The sequence below is a fragment of the Streptomyces sp. NPDC001617 genome (assembly GCF_053596855.1).
On the sequence record NZ_JBSFHA010000102.1, the window covers coordinates 1 to 18,658 of the forward strand.

An 18,658-nucleotide genomic window follows, 5' to 3' on the forward strand; every position below is an offset into this window, starting at 1 on the left:
CCTTGTGACCGGGCAGCTGGCCGCCCTCGCCGGGCTTGGCGCCCTGGGCCATCTTGATCTGGATGTCGTCCGCGTTGACCAGGTACTCGGAGGTCACACCGAAGCGACCGGAGGCCACCTGCTTGATGGCGCTGCGCCGGGCCGGGTCGTAGAGACGGTCCGGGTCCTCGCCGCCCTCACCGGTGTTGGACTTGCCGCCCAGCTGGTTCATGGCGATGGCGAGGGTCTCGTGCGCCTCGAGCGAGATGGAGCCGTAGGACATGGCGCCGGTCGAGAAGCGCTTGACGATCTCGGAGACCGGCTCGACCTCGTCGATGGAGATCGAGGGCCGGTCCGACTTGAAGCCGAAGAGCCCGCGGAGCGTCATCAGCCGCTCGGACTGCTCGTTCACGCGCTCGGTGTACTTCTTGAAGATGTCGTAGCGGCCGGTGCGCGTGGAGTGCTGGAGGCGGAAGACCGTCTCCGGGTCGAACAGGTGCGGCTCGCCCTCGCGGCGCCACTGGTATTCGCCGCCTATCTCCAGCGCTCGGTGCGCGGGAGCGATGCCCGACGCCGGGTACGCCTTGGCGTGCCGGGCGGCCACCTCCTTGGCGATGACGTCGATGCCGACGCCGCCGATCTTGGTGGCCGTGCCGTTGAAGTACTTCTCGACGAAGGCGTCGTCGAGACCGACGGCCTCGAAGACCTGGGCGCCGCGGTAGGAGGCGACGGTCGAGATGCCCATCTTGGACATGACCTTCAGGACGCCCTTGCCGAGGGCGTAGATCAGGTTGCGGATCGCCTGCTCGGGCTCCAGGCCGCTCAGGAAGGTGCCCGCGCGCAGCAGGTCCTCGACCGACTCCATCGCCAGGTACGGGTTGACCGCCGCGGCGCCGAAGCCGATGAGCAGGGCGACGTGGTGGACCTCGCGGACGTCACCGGCCTCGACCAGCAGGCCCACCTGGGTGCGCTGCTTGGTGCGGATGAGGTGGTGGTGGACGGCCGCGGTGAGCAGCAGCGACGGGATCGGCGCGTGCTCGGCGTCCGAGTGACGGTCCGACAGGACGATCAGCCGGGCGCCGTTCTCGATGGCCGCGTCGGCCTCGGCGCAGATCTCCTCGATGCGCGCGGCGAGGGCGTCGCCGCCACCGGAGACCCGGTACAGGCCGGACAGGGTCGCGGCCTTGAAGCCGGGCATGTCGCCGTCGGCGTTGATGTGGATGAGCTTGGCCAGCTCGTCGTTGTCGATCACCGGGAAGGGCAGGGTGACGCTACGACACGAAGCGGCCGTCGGCTCCAGGAGGTTGCTCGCGGGACCGAGGGACGAGCGCAGGCTCGTGACGAGTTCTTCCCGGATCGCGTCCAGCGGCGGGTTGGTGACCTGCGCGAACAGCTGGGTGAAGTAGTCGAAGAGCAGCCGCGGGCGCGAGGACAGCGCGGCGATCGGCGAGTCCGTACCCATCGAACCGATGGGCTCGGCGGCGGCCTTGGCCATCGGCGCCAGGAGGACGCGCAGTTCCTCCTCGGTGTAACCGAAGGTCTGCTGGCGGCGGGTGACCGAGGCATGCGTGTGCACGATGTGCTCGCGCTCGGGCAGGTCGGAGAGCTCGATCTCCCCGGCCTCCAGCCACTCGGCGTACGGGTGCTCGGCGGCGAGGCCGGCCTTGATCTCGTCGTCCTCGATGATGCGGTGCTCGACCGTGTCGACGAGGAACATACGGCCCGGCTGCAGCCTGCCCTTGCGGACGACCTTGGCGGGGTCGATGTCGAGGACGCCGACCTCGGATCCGAGGACGACGAGGCCGTCGTCGGTGACCCAGTAGCGGCCGGGGCGCAGACCGTTGCGGTCGAGGACCGCGCCGACCTGCTTGCCGTCGGTGAAGGTGACACAGGCCGGGCCGTCCCAGGGCTCCATCATCGTGGAGTGGAACTGGTAGAAGGCGCGCCGGGCCGGGTCCATGGAGTCGTGGTTCTCCCACGCCTCCGGGATCATCATCAGCACGGAGTGCGGCAGCGAACGGCCACCGAGGTGGAGCAGCTCCAGCACCTCGTCGAAGGACGCCGAGTCGGAAGCCTCCGGCGTGCAGATCGGGAAGACGCGCTCCAGGCCCTTGTCCCCGAACAGGTCGGACACGAGCTGCGACTCGCGGGCGACCATCCAGTTGCGGTTGCCCTTGACGGTGTTGATCTCACCGTTGTGCGCGACGAAGCGGTACGGGTGCGCGAGCGGCCACGACGGGAAGGTGTTCGTGGAGAAGCGCGAGTGGACCAGGGCGATCGCCGAGGCGAAGCGGCGGTCGGAGAGGTCCGGGAAGAAGGGCTCCAGCTGACCGGTCGTCAGCATGCCCTTGTAGACGATGGTGCGCGCGGAGAGCGACGGGAAGTAGACACCGGCCTCGCGCTCGGCGCGCTTGCGCAGCGCGAAGGCCTTGCGGTCGAGGTCGATGTCCTTGCTCGCGCCGTCCGTGACGAAGATCTGCCGGAAGGCGGGCATCGTCGAACGGGCGGTGGCACCGAGCAGTTCGGGCGCGACCGGAACCTCGCGCCAGCCGAGGACCGTCAGGCCCTCGTCGCCGGCGATCGTCTCGATCTGCGAGACGGCCTCGGCCGCCCCCTCCGGCAGGAAGGCGATACCGACCGCGTAACCGCCCGCCTCGGGCAGCTCGAATCCGGCCACCTCGCGGAAGAACGCGTCGGGAACCTGGGAGAGAATGCCGGCGCCGTCGCCGGAGTCGGGCTCGGAGCCGGTGGCGCCGCGGTGCTCGAGGTTCCGCAGGACCGTCAGGGCCTGCTCGACCAGGGTGTGGGACGCCTCGCCGGTGAGGGTGGCCACGAACCCGACGCCGCACGCGTCGCGCTCGTTGCGGGGGTCGTACATACCCTGCGCAGCAGGGCGAGCATCCATGAAGGACCAGTTCTGGCCATTCGCGGAATGCTGGGACGGCTGGCGCGGCGTACGCATCGGCTCTCCCGTCGTCGTCTCAAGTGGCTGGGGGCACCTCCCAGGCCTTTGAGGCTCTGGGGGAGCATGTGCCGAGGGACGACGTTGGCCCTCTGCGGAGTGCAAAATTTCGTGCAGGTTACATGATGGAGCGGTTCTCGGGAACCGGGATATTCCGTTCCAACATGCGGACATCGCGCGGCTGCAGCACGGGTACCGCGCCTGCGATGGAAGCTTTGGGGACCGAACGGGACAGATCGTTGTCCGTCAGCCCGAAGACGGGGAGGGCTGCGTCGCCCTTCCCGCTGGTGCGCGGCAGGCCTCATTGCCCACAGCGCTTACGGCTCATGCCCGGTGGTTAAGCATTCGAAACCAGTCAGTAACGGCTACTTATGCGGCCCAACGCATAAGTAGCATCCGACCTATCCTACGGCCGTTCCGAAGAAAGCGCCCAGGGCGTAGGTCACACCGGCCGCCGCCCCTCCCAGGGCGAGCTGCCGAAGCCCGCTGAACCACCAGGTCCGCGCGGTCACCTTGGCCACCACGGCCCCGCACGCGAACAGCCCGAAGAAGGCGAGCAGCAGCGCCGGCCACAGCGCGGTCGCACCGAGCAGATACGGCAGTACGGGCAGCAGCGCACCCAGTGCGAACGCCCCGAACGACGACACGGCCGCGACCAGCGGCGACGGCAGATCCCCGGGATCGATGCCCAGCTCCTCGCGAGCATGTATCTCCAGCGCCTGCTCGGGGTCCCTCGACAGCTGCCGGGCGACCTCGCGAGCCAGCTCCGGTTCGACCCCCCGGGCCTCGTAGAGCGCCGCGAGCTCGGCCTCCTCGTCCGCAGGGTGCTTCCTCAGCTCGGCCCGCTCGACATCCAGCTCGGCCTCGACGAGCTCGCGCTGCGAGGCGACGGAGGTGTATTCTCCGGCGGCCATCGAGAAGGCGCCGGCGGCGAGCCCCGCGAGCCCGGTGAGCACGATGGTCTGGTGGCCGACGGATCCGCCGGCCACGCCGGTCATGAGTGCCAGGTTGGAGACGAGCCCGTCCATCGCCCCGAACACGGCGGGGCGCAGCCAACCACCATTGACATCGCGGTGCGTGTGGTTGTCGCGGTGCGCCTCGTGGAGCGTGGCCTCGGTCTCGATGATCGCCATGCGGGATCCCCCAGGAAAGCTAAGCCAAAGCTAACTTTGGACAAGTTCTACTTCTCGACAACCCAGAACTTACGCCTGGAATTCCCTCCCCGCCAGCAAGGAAAGGCTCGGCTAACCTGCGGTTTTGCCCCTGCATGCTCACCCGTGCAGGGTGCTGCCCAAATGTCGACCGGGTGACATGGAGCCCGCGGAGGCTGAGGTCAACCGCTGACGGTGGGACACATGGGCAAAGGTCCCGCGTTCCCTGTGGACCCCCGTCCCGGAGAGGCCGCGTATGGCATCGATCGCCTGCATCCCTTCGGTCCCGCCGTCCGGGAAGTCCGCCGAACTCCGCGAACGAGCTCGTGGAGCACTGCTCGGCCTGGCCGTGGGAGACGCCCTCGGAGCCCCCGCGGAGAACATGAAGCCGTCCGAGATCCGCGCCCGTTGGGGCCGTATCACGGGCTATGTGTCCGAGAACCCGGCCGGCACGGACGACACGGAGTACGCGATCTTCTCGTCACTCCTCCTGGCCCACCACGGCTCGGCCCTCACTCCACTCCATGTCGAAGCGGCCTGGCACAAGTGGATCGCGGACCGCGACGAGGGCCCTTTCCGCGGCGCGGGCTTCAGTGAACGCGGCACCCTGGAGAACCTCCGCCGCGGCCTCGCGGCCCCCATCTCCGCCCAGCATCGCCACGCCTGGAGCGACGGCCTGGCCATGCGCGCGGCCCCTTTCGGCGTCTTCGCGGCGGGCCGCCCGGCCGAGGCGGCCCGACTGGTGGCGATCGACGGTTCGGTGAGCCACGAGGGCGAGGGCATCTACGGCGGCCAGGCGGTGGCGGCGGGGGTCGCGGCGGCGATGGCGGGCGCCCCGACGATCGCCGTGATCGCCTCGGCCCTGGCGGTGATCCCGGACGACTCCTGGACGGCCCGCTCCCTGCGCCGAGCCGTCGCCGTCGCCCACCGGGGAGAACGCGCGGTGCGCTCGGCGGTCGTCATCGGCGGCTACCCGTGGACGGACCTGGCCCCGGAAGCCGTCGCCCTCGCCTTCGGCGCCTACGCGGCAGCCGACGGCGACTTCCGCCACGCGGTCCTCACCGCGGTCAACATGGGCCGCGACGCCGACACCACGGCAGCCGTGGCGGGGTCGTTGGCGGGCGCGACACAGGGTGTCTCGGCGATCCCGGCGGAGTGGGCGGCGGCGATCGGCCCGGTCCGGGGCAGCTGCTTGCCGGCGATGGCGGGTCAGCATGTGCTGGAGGTGGCGGACCTGCTGGTACGGGGTGGGGAGGCGGCGGACCAGAACCCCGCCCCGGCCGCACTGCCCCCCGAGCACTTCCCACCACCGGACGCGGACGCCTTCACCTTGGCAGGGGACGACGAGGCGGAGGCGGGGCGGTGAGGGGGGCGGAGTGTGGGGAGGGGCGGGCGAAGCGGGGAGACGGGGCGACGGCAGAGCGGCGGGAGGAGGGGGAGGCAGGGGGAGGGGACGGGGTAACGGCAGAGCGACGGGAGGAGGCGGAGGCAGAGCGACGGGACGGGGAGACGGCGGAGCCCGTCGAACCCGCGGCCGCCGACGGCGAGAAGGCCCCACCGGGGCCACCCGCACCCGACCGCGAAAGCCGCACGGGTGGTGCGGGTGGGAACGAACCCGCCGAAGGCGAAGCCGGGGCGGTTGTCGGCGCCCCACACCCGCAGGCACCCGCCGAGCCCCGCAGAACCGTCGGCCTCCTGCTCGGCCTGGCCGCAGGCGACGCCGCCGGCTGGCCCGCCGCCCGCCACAGAGCCACCCGCCTCCCCGACTGGACCCGCCGCCTCACCCGCGAACTCGACACCTTCGCCGAACAGAACGCCACCACCACCCTCCCCGTCCCCATCGCCCTCAATCAACCCCCCGACCCCCTCCACCTAGGCCCTTCCGACGACGCCGAATGGGCAGCCTTCGCCGCAGAGGCCCTCCTCCGCGCCGGCGACGACACCGCCCTCGCCGACCTCCCCCGCGACCGCCGCACCCGAGCCGCGATCGACCTCACCTGGAACGCCGTAGCCGCCGAAGTGGCCGCCGCGGCCGACCGCGCCCCGGAGATCGAGTCCGCCGTCCTCCCCCTCCGCGCCCGCATCTCCGTCCGGGCCGGCCTCGGCAACCTGGCCACCGGCCTCCGCCCACCCGCCACCGGCCACGACAACCCCCACTACTTCGACGACGCGGCCTGCATCCGAGCCTGTGTCCTCGCCGTCGCCCACCCCGGCGACCCCCGACTCGCCGCGGACCTGGCCGAGTTCGACGCCCGCTACACCCAGGACGGCGACGGCGTGCACGGAGCCCGCGCGATGGCGGCAGCCGTCTCCCTGGCCCTGACCGGCACCGACATCCGCACCTGCGTGTCCGCAGCCCTCACCGAACTCCCCGACACCACGGAGATCGGCCGCAACGCCCGCCAGGCACTGAACCTGGCCGAACAGGCCGACTCCGCCTTCGCCCTGATCCCCCTCCTCGAACACCGAATCGTCGACCACGTCTACAGCTACGGCATCGCAGCGGCCGAAACGGTCCCGGTGGCCCTCGCCCTCACCACCGCCTCCCACGGCCGTATCGCCGAAGCCGTCCCGGCCGCCGCCTGTCTCTCCCGCGTCGCCGACTCCGCCCCCGCCCTCACCGGCGCCCTCACCGGCGCACTGGGTGGCGCCGACTCGATCCCGCGCACCTGGCGCGACGCCTGCCGCACCCTCTCCGGCTGCGCCCTCCCCCGCCTCACCGGCACCGACCTCGTAGAACTCGCCGAACTCCTGGAATCCGCACAACCGGCCCCGCCGGGTGGATGATTCGGGGCATGACGCCCAGACAAACAGAAACCACCCTCGAGGATCGGATCACCGGAGCCCTCGTGGGCGCGGCGGTCGGCGACGCCCTCGGCGGCCCGGTCGAGGGCTACTCCCCCACCCAGATCCTCGAACGCCACGGCGGCCGCATCCACGGCATCGTCGGCCCCTGGAACGGCGACGCCTGGCGCACGGCCCGCCCGGTCGCCCCGTACCACAAGGGCGACGGCCACGTCACCGACGACACCTTGATGACCCACGCCCTCATCCGCGTCTACGCGACCGTCCGCGACCACCTCGACGCCTACGCGATCGCGGACCACCTGGTCCCGGACCTGATGACAACCCCCCGCTGGATCCCGGAGCTGGAATCCGAGGCCCTCCCCCTCCACCGTGTCTTCCTGGCGGAGAAGTGGCTGGCGACCCGCCTCCACTACGGCCATGTCGACCCCCGCGAGGCAGGGGTGGGCAACATCGTCAACTGCGGTGCGGCGATGTACATGTCCCCCGTCGGCCTGGTCAACGCGGCCAACCCCACGGGCGCCTACACGGAGGCCCTGGACATCGCGGGCGCCCACCAGTCGTCGTACGGCAGGGAGGCGGCGGCGGTCTTCGCGGCGGCGGTGTCGGCGGCCTGCGAGCCGGACGCCACCCCCGACTCGATCGTCTCCACCGCCCTCTCCCTGGCGAAGGACGGCACCCGCACAGCCATCGAGCAGGTCTGCGAAGTGGCCTCCCATCACACGGACTTCGAGTCCGCGCTGACTCCGCTACGAGAAGCGGTGGCTCCCTACGACACGGTGGGCCCCGACTACCGCGCCCCCTCCCTCGCCGCCCGCCGCCCCTCCCGCCTCCACACGATCGAGGAACTCCCCATCGCCCTGGGCATGTTGATCGTGTCGGCCGGCGACTACCACCATGCGGTCCTGGGGGCGGTCAACTACGGCCGGGACTGCGACTCGATCGCCACGATGGCAGGCGCGCTGGCGGGCGCCCTGGGCTCCCCGGTACCCGAGGCCTGGTCCAAAACGGTGTCGGAAGCCAGCCGCCTGGACCTCTGGCAACCGGCACGAACCCTCACCGAGGTAACCCGAGAAATCTTCGAACACGACGTACGCCGCCGCCGAACCCACGAGTCGGCCTTCAAGGAGATCGAAGGCCCGAGATGCTCCGACTGACCTGGGTCCAGCCCGAGGACCTGATCGGCCACGAACTCCGCCAGGCGGCACTGGACGGCCGCGAGGCGTCGGTGATCGCGGCGAGGTGGAGGGCGGCGGCCGGCGCCGAGGCACCCCTGACAGCAGGCGCGTCCCCGCGACCGGCGTCGAGGTACCTGCGCCAACTGGCAAAGGACCTGCTCGACGAACTGGCGGACCTGCCGAGCAAGTTGGCGGAACACGAGCCCACCGACCTCGCCAGGATCAAGGCGCTGTGCCCCGATTGGCCGAGCGACACCCACCCCGGCCCAGCCCCCACCGCGTCAGGCCTGGAAGCAGCCTGGTTGGGCCGAGCAGTCGGCTGCCTCCTGGGCAAACCCGTGGAAAAACTCCCTTTGGAAGCCATCCGTCAACTGGCCGGGTCCACCGGCAACTGGCCCCTGAACACGTACTTCACAGCAAAGGGAGTCCCCGCGGAACTCATCTCCGCATACCCCTGGAATCGCCGCTCGGCCAACACCTCCCTCGCCGAGAACATCGACGGCATGCCCGAGGACGACGACCTCAACTACCCCCTCCTCAACCTCCTCCTGCTCCAACGCCACGGCAGAGACTTCACCCCCACGGACCTAGCCACCCTCTGGCTCGACGAACTCCCCGCCGGCCGCACCTTCACAGCAGAACGCGTCGCCTACCGCAATCTGCTCACCGGCATCGAGCCCCCGCACACGGCCCGCCACCGCAACCCCTTCCGAGAATGGATCGGCGCCCTGATCCGCGCGGACATCCATGGCTGGACCAACCCGGGCGACCCCGCCGCCGCGGCGGAACAGGCCCACCGGGACGCCACCCTCACCCACACCGCCAACGGCGTCTACGCGGCGATGTTCACGGCGGCCGTCATCGCGACCGCGGCAACCCGGACCCACGACATCCACACCTGCCTACGCGCCGGCCTCACCGTGATCCCACCCCGCTCCCGCCTGGCGAAGGCCATCCACCACGCCGCCCAACTAGCCGAAACCCACCCCGACTTCGACACCGTCGTGGACGAACTCCACGCCACCTACGCCCCCACCCACCACTGGGTCCACGCCATCCCCAACACCGCCCTGATCACCGCCGCCCTCACCCACGCGAACGGCGACTTCACCGGCTCCATCTCCCGTGCGGTGAGCGGCGGTTGGGACACGGATTCCAACGGCGCCACGACGGGCGGCATCGCCGCCCTCCTCACCGGCTCCCCCACCGCCCTCCCCGACCACTGGACCACCCCCCTCAAGAACCAACTGGCCACCTCCGTCGGCGACTTCAACGGCATCGGCTTCGACACCCTGGCCCACCTCACCCATCGGGAGGCATCCCGCCCATGACCCACATCGTCGCCCTGCCGTCCGACGTCCCGGCCGTGGTCGTCACGCTCCGCACGGCGGGCAGCCTCTGCGCCGCCCGCGGCGCCGGACCCCTCGCCATGCCGTACCGCTCAGAGATCGAGGCGCAGTACACGTCATGACCGACGAGACCACCACCCCCCGCACCGCCCCGCTGACCGGCCTGCGCGTCCTCGACCTGGCCACCCTCTTCGCCGGCCCCCTCGCCGCCACCATGCTCGGTGACTTCGGCGCGGAGGTCGTCAAGATCGAGCACCCGACGAAACCCGATCCCTCCCGCGGCCACGGCCCGTCGAAGAACGGCATCGGCCTGTGGTGGAAGCTCCTCGGCCGCAACAAGCGCACGATGACCCTGGACCTCTCCAAGCCCGGCGGCCGTGCCACCCTCCTCCGACTGGCCGCCACCGCCGATGTGTTGATCGAGAACTTCCGCCCCGGCACCCTGGAGAAATGGGACCTCGGCTGGCCGGAGCTCACCGCCGCCAACCCCCGTCTGATCCTCACCCGCGTCACCGGCTTCGGCCAGTTCGGCCCCTACGCCCACCGTCCCGGCTTCGGCACCCTGGCGGAGGCGATGAGCGGCTTCGCGGCGATCACCGGCGAACCGGACGCCCCGCCGACCCTCCCGCCCTTCGGCCTCGCCGACTCCATCGCCGGCCTGACGACGGCGTACGCGGTGATGACGGCCCTGGCCGCCCGTGACCGTACGGGCGAAGGCCAGGTGGTGGACATGGCGATCATCGAACCGATCCTCACCGTCCTCGGCCCCCAGCCCACCTGGTACGACCAACTCGGCTACGTCCAGGAACGCACCGGCAACCGCTCCGCCAACAACGCCCCGCGCAACGCCTACCGCACCGCCGACGGCACCTGGGTCGCCGTGTCGACCTCGGCCCAGTCGGTCGCGGAGCGCCTGATGCGCCTGGTCGGCAGACCGGACCTGATCGACGAACCCTGGTTCGCGACGGGCGCCGACCGCGCCGCCCACGCCGACGTCCTCGACGAGGCGGTCGGCACCTGGATCGCCACCCGTACCCGCAGCGACGTCCTGGCGGCCTTCGAGAAGGCGGAAGCGGCCGTCGCTCCCATCCAGGACGTGGCAGACGTGATGACAGACCCCCAGTATCAAGCCCTCGACACCGTCACCACCCTCGACGACCCCGACCTGGGCGCCCTCCGCATGCAGAACGTCCTCTTCCGCCTCTCCTCCACCCCCGGCGCGATCCGCTGGGCGGGCCGCCCGCACGGCGCGGACACGGAGGAGGTCCTGGCCGAACTGGGCCTGACCCCGGCCGAGTTGACGGCCCTGCGCGAAGAAGAGGCCGTATGACGCCTCCGACCCCGCTCACCTGGCTCTACGTCCCCGGCGACCGCCCCCACGTGGTCGCCAAGGCCCTGGCCTCCGGCGCCGACGTCGTCATCGTCGACCTGGAGAACGCGGTGGCCCCCGACCGCAAGACCTACGCCCGCGAGGCCACGGCCGACCTTCTGTCCTCCCCCCACCCTGTCCCGGTCCACGTCCGGGTGAACGCCCTGGACGGCCCCCACGCGACACGGGACCTGGAGTCGATCGCCCCTCTCCCGGGCCTCTCCGGCCTACGCCTCCCCAAGGTGATGTCCCCGGCCCAGATCACCCGCATCGCCGACACCACGGCCCCCAAGCCCGGCGGCGCACCCGCCCTGTACGCCCTCCTGGAAACGGCCCTGGCCGTGGAACACGCCTACGCCATCGCCGCCGCCCACCCAGCGCTCCACGGCATCTCCCTGGGCGAGGCGGACCTCCGTGCCGACCTGGGCGTACGGGACGACGCGGGCCTCGACTGGTCCCGCTCCCGCATCATCGTGGCCGCGAGAGCGGCAGGCCTCCCGCCACCGCCCCAGTCGGTCCACCCCGACATCCGCGACCTGGAGGGCCTCGCAGCCTCCTGTACCCATGGCCGCACCCTCGGCTTCCTCGGCCGAGCCGCCATCCACCCCCGCCAACTCCCGATCATCGAACTGGCCTACCTCCCCACGGACCACGAGATCGAGGAGGCGGAAGCGATCGTGAAGGCGGCAACAAGAGAACAGGGCGCCCAGGCGCTGCCGAACGGGAAGTTCATCGACGCGGCGGTAGTGGCAACGGCCCGCCGCACCCTGTCCCTGGCCAACCGCCGCTAGTCGATCTCTCGCCGACCTCTTCCGCCCTTGCTTTCTCTCCGCCGCAACGGCGAGAACGACCGCGGCGGGTCCCGGCGGTGACAAACCCGCCGGAACCCGCCGTCAGACCGACCCGTCAGCTCTTCTTCGCCGACTCGGCCTCGTCCTTCGTTTCCTCCTCGGCGGAGCTCTCCGCCTCGGCCTCCGGCTCCTTCTTGTCACCGTCGGACTCGTCACCGGAGGCACCGTCGTCGCCGTCGGGCACCTCGTCAGCGGCCCCCGGCTCCACCACGGCTTCCCTGCCCGGCCGCTTCTTCAGCGAGACCACGATGTACGTCACCGCCAGCAGGAACACGATCCCGGCGGTCCAGTCGTTCAGCCGCAGCCCCAGGATGTGGTGGGCGTCGTCGACCCGCATGTACTCGATCCACGCCCGGCCCACGCAGTACGCCGCGACATAGAGCGCGAACGCCCGCCCGTGGCCCAGCTTGAAGCGCCGGTCGGCCCAGATGACCAGGAAGGCGACGCCGATGCACCACAGGGACTCGTAGAGGAAGGTCGGGTGGTAGTACCCGGGCACCCGGCCGTCCGCCGAGGACGTGATGTGCAGCGCCCAGGGGACGTGGGTCTCCTTGCCGTACAGCTCCTGGTTGAACCAGTTGCCCCAGCGGCCGATCGCCTGCGCGAGGGCGATGCCGGGGGCGATGGCGTCGGCGTAGGCCGGGAGCGGGATGCCCCGGCGCCGGCAGCCGATCCACGCGCCGACCGCGCCGAGCGCGATCGCGCCCCAGATACCGAGACCGCCCTGCCACACCTTGAAGGCGTCGACCCAGTCACGGCCCGCGCTGAAGTACAGCTCGTAGTCCGTGATCACGTGGTAGAGGCGGCCTCCGACGAGGCCGAACGGCACCGCCCAGACAGCGATGTCGGCCACCGTGCCGGCCCGCCCGCCGCGGGCGATCCAGCGCTTGTTGCCGAGCCAGACCGCGACGAAGACGCCGATGATGATGCAGAACGCGTAGCCGCGCAGCGGGATGGGGCCGAGGTACAGCACCCCGCGCGACGGGCTGGGAATGTAGGCAAGTTCTTCCATGGCAGGGTCGACGCTACCGTGCCGGACCGCGCCCACGGCAGGCAGCCCGGCTACGGCTCCATAACGGGCGGGTGTGAAACCCCCCGCCGCGCCTTACCCCTTGTTGGCCTCCTGTACCAGCTGCTTCAGCTTCGCCGGGGTCAACGTCCGGTCCTGGTAGATGTTCTTGCCGTTCAGCAGCACGGTCGGCGTGCCGGTGAAACCGCTCGACTTGAAGGCGGCGTTCGACTTGTCGACCCAGCTGTCGTGCGTACCGTCGTTGACACAGGTGCGGAATGTCGCCGTGTCGAGACCGCTCACCTTGCCCGCCAGCTCGATCAGCTTGCTGTTGCGACTGTAGGCGTCATTGGTCTCCTCGGGCTGGTTCTCGTAGAGCACGTCGTGGTAGTCGCGGAACTTGCCGGCGTCCTGGGCGCAGGCCGCGGCGTTGCCCGCGCGGAGCGAGCCGGTGCCGCCGAGGTTGCCGTCGATCAGTCGGACCAGGTGGTACTCGACCTTGAGCCGACCGGAGTCGGTGAGTTCGTGGAGGGTCGGGCGGTACGTCGTCTCGAAGGCCTGGCAGGCCGGGCAGCGGAAGTCCTCCCAGACGGTGAGCGTCGTCTTGGCGCCGTCCTTGCCGACCGGGATCGCCAGGCTGTCCTTGCCCCGCGCCCCGGACGGTGCCACGGCCGGGCCGGAGCTCTTGGTGCTCTTGTCCTTGCCGGCGTTGGCCGCGACCACGCCGATGACCGCCGCGAGGCCCAGGACGCAGACCACGCTCGCGCCGACGATCAGCGCCCGCCGGCGCCGCTCCGCGGACTTCTGCTTCTCACGTTCGACCGCCAGCCGCTGTCGGGCGGTCCGCTTTCCGTCACGATTCTTCTCGCTCACACCCCCAGAACGAACCGGGGAGGCGCAGTGCGCCTCCCCGGTCCCAGGTCCACCCGTTCGAGTGACCGAATGTTCCGTTGTGTTCCGTTACGGCGGTGTTCCGTTACGCCTGTCCGCGCACGCCCTTCGCCAGCTCACCGGCGAGTTCGCGGACGGCCTCGACGCTGGCCTTGTCGTCCGGCGCGTCCAGCATCCGCTTGACGAAGGCAGAGCCGACGATCACGCCGTCGGCGAAGCCGGCCACCTCGGCGGCCTGCTCGGCGTTGGACACACCGAGCCCGACGCAGACGGGCAGGTCACTCCTGGTGGCCCGGGTGCGCTCGACCAGGTTCTGGGCCTGCGCGCCGACCGACTCACGGGTGCCGGTGACACCCATGAGCGAGGCGGCGTAGACGAATCCGCTGCCCGCCGCGGTGATCTGGCCGAGCCGCGCGTCCTTGCTGCTGGGGGCGACGACGAAGACGGTCGCGAGGCCGTGCTTCTCCGCGTGCTCCCTCCACAGCGCCGACTCCTGGACGGGCAGGTCGGGCAGGATGCACCCGGCGCCGCCGGCCTCCGCCAGCTCGGCGGCGAAGCGCTCGACGCCGTACCGGTCGATGGGGTTCCAGTACGTCATGACGAGGATCGGCCTGCCGGTGGCCTCGTAGGCCTCCTTGACCGTGCGCATGACGTGCGCGATCTTGACGCCGCCGCGCAGGGCGATGTCGTCGGCGGTCTGGATGACCGGTCCGTCGAGGACCGGGTCGCTGTGCGGCAGACCCACCTCGACCACGTCCGCCCCGCCGTCGAGGACGGCCTTGATCGCCTCGATGCCGCCGTCCACGGTCGGGAACCCGGCCGGGAGGTAGGCGATGAGTGCGGCGCGGCCCTCTGCCCTGGCACCGGCGAGGGTGTCCGACAGCAGCTGAATGTTCCCGCTCACTTGGCGTCCCCCTCGATCTCGGCGAGGTCGGCGGCGTCGGCCGCGACCTCGGCGTCGGTGTCGTACAGGCCGAAGTAACGCGCGGCGGTGTCCATGTCCTTGTCGCCGCGGCCGGACAGGTTGACGACGATCAGGCCGTCCTTGCCCAGCTCCTTGCCGACCTCCAGCGCGCCCGCGAGGGCGTGCGCGCTCTCGATCGCCGGGATGATGCCCTCGGTGCGCGACAGCAGGCGCAGGGCCTGCATCGCCGCGTCGTCGGTGACCGCGCGGTACTCGCCGCGACCGGAGTCCTTGAGGTACGAGTGCTCCGGGCCGATGCCCGGGTAGTCCAGGCCGGCCGAGATCGAGTACGGCTCGGTGATCTGGCCCTCGTCGTCCTGGAGGACGTAGGACCGGGAGCCGTGGAGGATGCCGGGCTCACCGGCGGTGAGGGTCGCCGCGTGCTCGCCGGTCTCGACGCCGTGGCCGGCCGGTTCGCAGCCGATGAGGCGTACGTCGGTGTCCGGGATGAAGGCGTGGAAGAGGCCGATCGCGTTGGAGCCGCCGCCGACGCAGGCGATCGCGGCGTCGGGGAGGCGTCCGGCGCGCTCCAGGAGCTGGCGGCGGGCCTCGACGCCGATCACCCGGTGGAAGTCGCGGACCATGGCCGGGAAGGGGTGCGGGCCGGCGACCGTACCGAAGAGGTAGTGGGTGTGGTCGACGTTGGCGACCCAGTCGCGGAAGGCCTCGTTGATGGCGTCCTTGAGCGTACGGCTGCCGGACTTCACGGCGATGACCTCGGCGCCGAGCATGCGCATCCGGGCCACGTTGAGAGCCTGGCGCACGGTGTCGATCTCACCCATGTAGATCGTGCACTCGAGGCCGAACAGCGCGCAGGCGGTGGCGGTGGCGACGCCGTGCTGGCCGGCGCCGGTCTCCGCGATGACACGGGTCTTGCCCATGCGCCTGGTGAGCAGGGCCTGGCCGAGGACGTTGTTGATCTTGTGGGAGCCGGTGTGGTTGAGGTCTTCCCGCTTGAGGAAGATCCGGGCACCGCCGGCGTGTTCGGCGAACCGCGGCACCTCGGTGAGGGAGCTGGGGCGGCCGGTGTAGTGGACCAGCAGGTCGTCGAGCTCACGGGCGAACTCGGGGTCGTGCTTGGCCTTGTCGTACTCGACGGCGACCTCGTCCACGGCGGCGACGAGGGCCTCCGGGATGAACTTGCCGCCGAACGCCCCGAAGTAGCCTTCGGGGCTGGGGACTTGACCCTCCGGGTCTGGGATGAAGAACTCGCTGGGCATGACTGAACCTCACGGTGAGTTTTGTGGAAAAACGGATCGCCGTGGGGGCGGAGCTTGTCTTACGACCTCAGGCCGTGTGTGGCTGGTCGCGCCCGCGCGGCGGTAGCCGCAGATCGAGCACAGCCCCGCGCCCCATTGGGGCGCGCTGCCATCGACGGCCGTTTACCTGCCCAGGTTCGTCTCCGATGACGTAACGCACCCTGCGACCGTGTACGCGGCGTGCCGGGGCGCGGCAGCCGCGAGGGCGGCAGCCGCGCGCGAGGCGGGCGTACCGGTCCGTGGTCGTCATGGTGAGAGTCATCGGGGTCAGCCTACCCAAAGATCAACTGCGCCCGTGCCGCAGAGCCGGATGTTCGCCGGCCGCCACCAGGTCCGACACCGCCGTCCTCGGGTCCTTCCCCGTCACCAGGGACTCGCCCACCAGGACCGCGTCGGCGCCCGCGTTGGCGTAGGCGATGAGGTCGTGGGGGCCTCGGACGCCGGATTCGGCGACCTTGACGATGTGGTCGGGGATCTCGGGGGCCACGCGCTCGAACGTGCCGCGGTCGACCTCGAGGGTCTTGAGGTTGCGGGCGTTGACGCCGATGACCTTGGCGCCTGCCTCGACCGCGCGGTCGACCTCGTCCTCGTCGTGGACCTCGACGAGCGGGGTGAGGCCGATGGAGACGGCTCGCTCGATGAGGGATTCGAGGGCGGGCTGCTCCAGGGCGGCGACGATCAGGAGTGCGAGGTCGGCGCCGTACGCGCGAGCCTCCCACAGCTGGTACGAGGTGACGATGAAGTCCTTGCGCAGGACGGGGATGTCCACACGCGCGCGGACCGCCTCCAGGTCGGCCAGCGAGCCGCCGAAGCGGCGCTGTTCGGTGAGGACGGAGATGACGGCCGCGCCGCCCGCCTCGTAGTCCGCGGCCAGCCCGGCCGGGTCGGCGATAGCGGCCAGCGCGCCCTTGGAGGGGCTGGAGCGCTTGACCTCGCAGATGACCTTGACGCCGTCACCGCGCAGGGCTGCCACGCCGTCCTTCGCCGCGGGCGCCTTCGCCGCGCGCTCCTTGAGCTCGTCGAGGCTGACGCGCGCCTGCCGCTCCGCGAGGTCGGCACGGACTCCGTCGATGATCTCGTCGAGCACACTCACGCGAGCGGCCCCCTTCCAGACGGTGGACTGTTGAAGCTGTTGACCAAGGTAAGAAAAACCCGTGGTCACTGCGATGGTATCCGGAGGAGGGCGTAGGCCTCACATCCGGTTGACGCCGGTCCCACTACCTGGACATTCGTCAGTTGATCAAGGACGTAGCCAGCCACCGAACGGCAGGTTCCGGACAACCGTGAAGACCAGCAGCAATGCTCCGATGGCCCACATGTGCCCGGGAGCGAGCGCGAGCCGCAGAGGACGCCCACGTGCCGCGCGGACCACCCATACGGTCCACAGCACGGCGAAGAGCGGGTAGCCGACGGCGGCGAGGGCGTTGTCGTGCAACGCCCCGAGGAAGTCGCCGTGGATGAACTCGTGCGCGCTGCGCAGACCACCGCAGCCGGGGCAGTAGATGCCGGTCAGGCGGTAGAGGGGGCAGACGGGATAGTGGCCGGGCTGGTTGGGGTCCACCGCGCCGACATAGGCGAAGGCCCCGGCGACGGCGGCCATGATCCCGGCGGGGACGGCGAGGCGTGCCGCCCCGGATGCGGTGTCGGGCTGCGTCATGGGCCGGCTCTCGGCATTCACGTTTCGCATTGTCCCCTGGAATGGCCGCCACGCATGCGTGAGGGGCGATCCGGTGTCGGATCGCCCCTCTGCAAGCTCTACGGGAGTCAGCTCTTCGCGCTCGCGGCGGCGCGGCTCTCGGCCAGCGCCGCCTGGAACTGCTCGTGCGTGTCCTTCGGCTGCCCCATGCCCATCGCGCTCATGACCCAGCCGACGACACCGCCGACGACCACGATCGCCATGCCGGCCCAGAAGCCCACGGGCTGAGCCATCACCATGAAGGCACCCGAAACGCAGAAACCGATGAAGGCGATCGTGACACCGGTCCAGGCGGCCGGGGTGTGACCGTGGCTGCTGCCCGCCATGACTTGCTCCTCGTTGCTGTTTACGTGTCTGAGCCGGATGCTCATCCGACATTGTCCCGCACGGGTACGGGTGACGTGAGCGGGGGTGGCCCCGGCGAGTCAACGCCGGGAAGCGTGGCCGACCTTCCTTGGGGGCGCGGGGAACTGCGCGACGAGCCCCCACCGGCCCGCAGACGCAATCCGGCCTCCCCACGGAGCGCTATGCCCCGGTCGGATCCTCGCCCCGGTCCAGCGCCTTCCAGATGTCCTCGGGCCGGTCAGGATCAACCGTCGCGGCCCTACGGCGAGGCTTCGGCGCCCCGTCCCGCTCGTAGCGCCCCGACATCGCGGGCCAATGGCGGCCGTAGCGCAGCGCGAGAAGGCCGGCCAGCAGAATCAACGCCCCGCCCGCCGCGGCCACGTACGGCCACGCCGTGTGGCTGAGGGCGTCCACGGTCGCCGAGGTGTCCCCGGCGGCCTGCGCGGCCTTCTCGTCGAGGGCGGAGCTGTCGGAGGCGCCCAGCAGGGCCGCGGCGATCGTGCCGCCACCGCAGAGCGCGAGCAGGGCCGCGACCAGCAGCCGGCCCGACTTGCGGACGGCGAACACGGCGACGAGCGCGGCGAGGCCCACTATGGCCAGGGCGGCCGGGACGCCGGTGACGTCGCTGCCCTTGGCGGTCAGCGGGAACGCGCCGCCGGCCACCGTCGCGGTGCCCTCCGACCAGCGCTGCCGGGTGGCGAGCAGCGCCACGGCCGCGCCGAGCGCACCGGCCGGCAGGGCGACGGCGAGGGAGAGCCGACGGGCCCGGGCGGGGCCTGCGGCTTCGGAACGGGGGTGCGGAACAGCAGTCACGTACTCCACTATCGCCCGAACCCCGGGCCAACCGTCA

Annotated in this window: 18 protein-coding genes; 7 read left to right on the forward strand and 11 right to left on the reverse strand. The window is 70.9% G+C overall.

Annotation, left to right across the window (positions count from 1 at the left end):
• A partial coding sequence (locus ACWC09_RS44935; protein ID WP_450857153.1) for a glutamate synthase central domain-containing protein occupies positions 1–2,941 on the reverse strand: 2,941 nt, incomplete at its 3' end.
• Positions 2,942–3,342: 401 nt separating this feature from the next.
• The gene (locus tag ACWC09_RS44940) at positions 3,343–4,074 is read right to left on the reverse strand and encodes a VIT1/CCC1 transporter family protein (RefSeq protein ID WP_450857155.1); all 732 of its coding nucleotides are present in this window, start codon (positions 4,072–4,074) and stop codon (positions 3,343–3,345) included.
• A gap of 274 nt (positions 4,075–4,348) precedes the next feature.
• Between ACWC09_RS44940 and ACWC09_RS44945 the strand changes: the two genes are divergently transcribed.
• The 7 genes from ACWC09_RS44945 to ACWC09_RS44975 are packed head-to-tail and all read left to right on the forward strand — an operon-like array spanning position 4,349 to position 11,584.
• Entirely contained in the window at positions 4,349–5,458 is a 1,110-nt protein-coding gene (locus ACWC09_RS44945; protein WP_450857157.1) for an ADP-ribosylglycohydrolase family protein, read from the forward strand.
• Positions 5,455–6,879 carry an ADP-ribosylglycohydrolase family protein gene (locus ACWC09_RS44950; RefSeq protein ID WP_450857159.1) on the forward strand — a complete coding sequence of 475 codons (1,425 nt, stop codon included), beginning with the start codon at positions 5,455–5,457 and terminating at the stop codon, positions 6,877–6,879. The genes ACWC09_RS44945 and ACWC09_RS44950 overlap by 4 nt, the downstream gene beginning before the upstream one ends.
• Positions 6,880–6,887: 8 nt before the next feature.
• On the forward strand, positions 6,888–8,054 hold the full coding sequence (locus ACWC09_RS44955) for an ADP-ribosylglycohydrolase family protein (protein ID WP_450857161.1): 1,167 nt from the start codon (positions 6,888–6,890) through the stop codon (positions 8,052–8,054).
• On the forward strand, positions 8,042–9,406 hold the full coding sequence (locus ACWC09_RS44960) for an ADP-ribosylglycohydrolase family protein (RefSeq protein WP_450857163.1): 1,365 nt from the start codon (positions 8,042–8,044) through the stop codon (positions 9,404–9,406). Before ACWC09_RS44955 ends, ACWC09_RS44960 begins: the two co-directional genes overlap by 13 nt.
• Positions 9,403–9,546: a hypothetical protein gene (locus tag ACWC09_RS44965; protein WP_450857165.1), complete on the forward strand. Its 144-nt coding sequence runs from the start codon at positions 9,403–9,405 to the stop codon at positions 9,544–9,546. The genes ACWC09_RS44960 and ACWC09_RS44965 overlap by 4 nt, the downstream gene beginning before the upstream one ends.
• Positions 9,543–10,754, forward strand: coding sequence for a CaiB/BaiF CoA transferase family protein (locus ACWC09_RS44970; RefSeq protein ID WP_450857166.1), 1,212 nt, complete (start codon positions 9,543–9,545; stop codon positions 10,752–10,754). Before ACWC09_RS44965 ends, ACWC09_RS44970 begins: the two co-directional genes overlap by 4 nt.
• Entirely contained in the window at positions 10,751–11,584 is an 834-nt protein-coding gene (locus ACWC09_RS44975) for an HpcH/HpaI aldolase/citrate lyase family protein (protein WP_450857168.1), read from the forward strand. Before ACWC09_RS44970 ends, ACWC09_RS44975 begins: the two co-directional genes overlap by 4 nt.
• A 115-nt stretch (positions 11,585–11,699) precedes the next feature.
• On the opposite strand, the gene lgt is transcribed toward ACWC09_RS44975, so the two are convergent.
• From lgt to ACWC09_RS45020, 9 genes are all read right to left on the reverse strand, one after another.
• Positions 11,700–12,656, reverse strand: a complete 957-nt coding sequence (gene lgt, locus ACWC09_RS44980) for a prolipoprotein diacylglyceryl transferase (protein ID WP_450857170.1) — start codon at positions 12,654–12,656, stop codon at positions 11,700–11,702.
• 93 nt (positions 12,657–12,749) lie between these two features.
• Positions 12,750–13,526 carry a DsbA family protein gene (locus tag ACWC09_RS44985; RefSeq protein ID WP_450857172.1) on the reverse strand — a complete coding sequence of 259 codons (777 nt, stop codon included), beginning with the start codon at positions 13,524–13,526 and terminating at the stop codon, positions 12,750–12,752.
• Between the two features lie 103 nt (positions 13,527–13,629).
• Positions 13,630–14,448, reverse strand: a complete 819-nt coding sequence (gene trpA, locus ACWC09_RS44990; RefSeq protein ID WP_450857174.1) for a tryptophan synthase subunit alpha — start codon at positions 14,446–14,448, stop codon at positions 13,630–13,632.
• A complete protein-coding gene (gene trpB, locus ACWC09_RS44995; protein WP_450857176.1) occupies positions 14,445–15,728 on the reverse strand; it encodes a tryptophan synthase subunit beta in 1,284 nt (427 codons plus the stop codon). The genes trpA and trpB overlap by 4 nt, the downstream gene beginning before the upstream one ends.
• A gap of 67 nt (positions 15,729–15,795) precedes the next feature.
• Positions 15,796–16,029, reverse strand: a complete 234-nt coding sequence (trpM, locus tag ACWC09_RS45000) for a tryptophan biosynthesis modulator TrpM (protein ID WP_450857178.1) — start codon at positions 16,027–16,029, stop codon at positions 15,796–15,798.
• A gap of 21 nt (positions 16,030–16,050) precedes the next feature.
• On the reverse strand, positions 16,051–16,860 hold the full coding sequence (gene trpC / locus ACWC09_RS45005; protein ID WP_450857179.1) for an indole-3-glycerol phosphate synthase TrpC: 810 nt from the start codon (positions 16,858–16,860) through the stop codon (positions 16,051–16,053).
• 147 nt (positions 16,861–17,007) lie between these two features.
• On the reverse strand, positions 17,008–17,454 hold the full coding sequence (locus ACWC09_RS45010) for a DUF2752 domain-containing protein (RefSeq protein ID WP_450857181.1): 447 nt from the start codon (positions 17,452–17,454) through the stop codon (positions 17,008–17,010).
• Positions 17,455–17,531: 77 nt separating this feature from the next.
• Entirely contained in the window at positions 17,532–17,789 is a 258-nt protein-coding gene (locus tag ACWC09_RS45015; RefSeq protein ID WP_450857182.1) for an HGxxPAAW family protein, read from the reverse strand.
• 199 nt (positions 17,790–17,988) lie between these two features.
• Positions 17,989–18,630 carry a TIGR02234 family membrane protein gene (locus ACWC09_RS45020; RefSeq protein ID WP_450857184.1) on the reverse strand — a complete coding sequence of 214 codons (642 nt, stop codon included), beginning with the start codon at positions 18,628–18,630 and terminating at the stop codon, positions 17,989–17,991.
• Between the last annotated feature and the right edge of the window lie 28 nt (positions 18,631–18,658).

What these genes read in the sequence shown, in the direction of transcription:
- ACWC09_RS44940 (WP_450857155.1), bottom strand. Translation starts at nt 4,074, where the DNA reads ATGGCGATCATCGAGACCGAGGCCACGCTCCACGAGGCGCACCGCGAC.
- ACWC09_RS44945 (WP_450857157.1), top strand. Translation starts at nt 4,349, where the DNA reads ATGGCATCGATCGCCTGCATCCCTTCGGTCCCGCCGTCCGGGAAGTCC.
- ACWC09_RS44955 (WP_450857161.1), top strand. Translation starts at nt 6,888, where the DNA reads ATGACGCCCAGACAAACAGAAACCACCCTCGAGGATCGGATCACCGGA.
- ACWC09_RS44960 (WP_450857163.1), top strand. Translation starts at nt 8,042, where the DNA reads ATGCTCCGACTGACCTGGGTCCAGCCCGAGGACCTGATCGGCCACGAA.
- ACWC09_RS44965 (WP_450857165.1), top strand. Translation starts at nt 9,403, where the DNA reads ATGACCCACATCGTCGCCCTGCCGTCCGACGTCCCGGCCGTGGTCGTC.
- ACWC09_RS44970 (WP_450857166.1), top strand. Translation starts at nt 9,543, where the DNA reads ATGACCGACGAGACCACCACCCCCCGCACCGCCCCGCTGACCGGCCTG.
- ACWC09_RS44975 (WP_450857168.1), top strand. Translation starts at nt 10,751, where the DNA reads ATGACGCCTCCGACCCCGCTCACCTGGCTCTACGTCCCCGGCGACCGC.
- lgt (WP_450857170.1), bottom strand. Translation starts at nt 12,656, where the DNA reads ATGGAAGAACTTGCCTACATTCCCAGCCCGTCGCGCGGGGTGCTGTAC.
- trpB (WP_450857176.1), bottom strand. Translation starts at nt 15,728, where the DNA reads ATGCCCAGCGAGTTCTTCATCCCAGACCCGGAGGGTCAAGTCCCCAGC.
- trpM (WP_450857178.1), bottom strand. Translation starts at nt 16,029, where the DNA reads ATGACTCTCACCATGACGACCACGGACCGGTACGCCCGCCTCGCGCGC.
- ACWC09_RS45010 (WP_450857181.1), bottom strand. Translation starts at nt 17,454, where the DNA reads ATGCGAAACGTGAATGCCGAGAGCCGGCCCATGACGCAGCCCGACACC.
- ACWC09_RS45015 (WP_450857182.1), bottom strand. Translation starts at nt 17,789, where the DNA reads ATGGCGGGCAGCAGCCACGGTCACACCCCGGCCGCCTGGACCGGTGTC.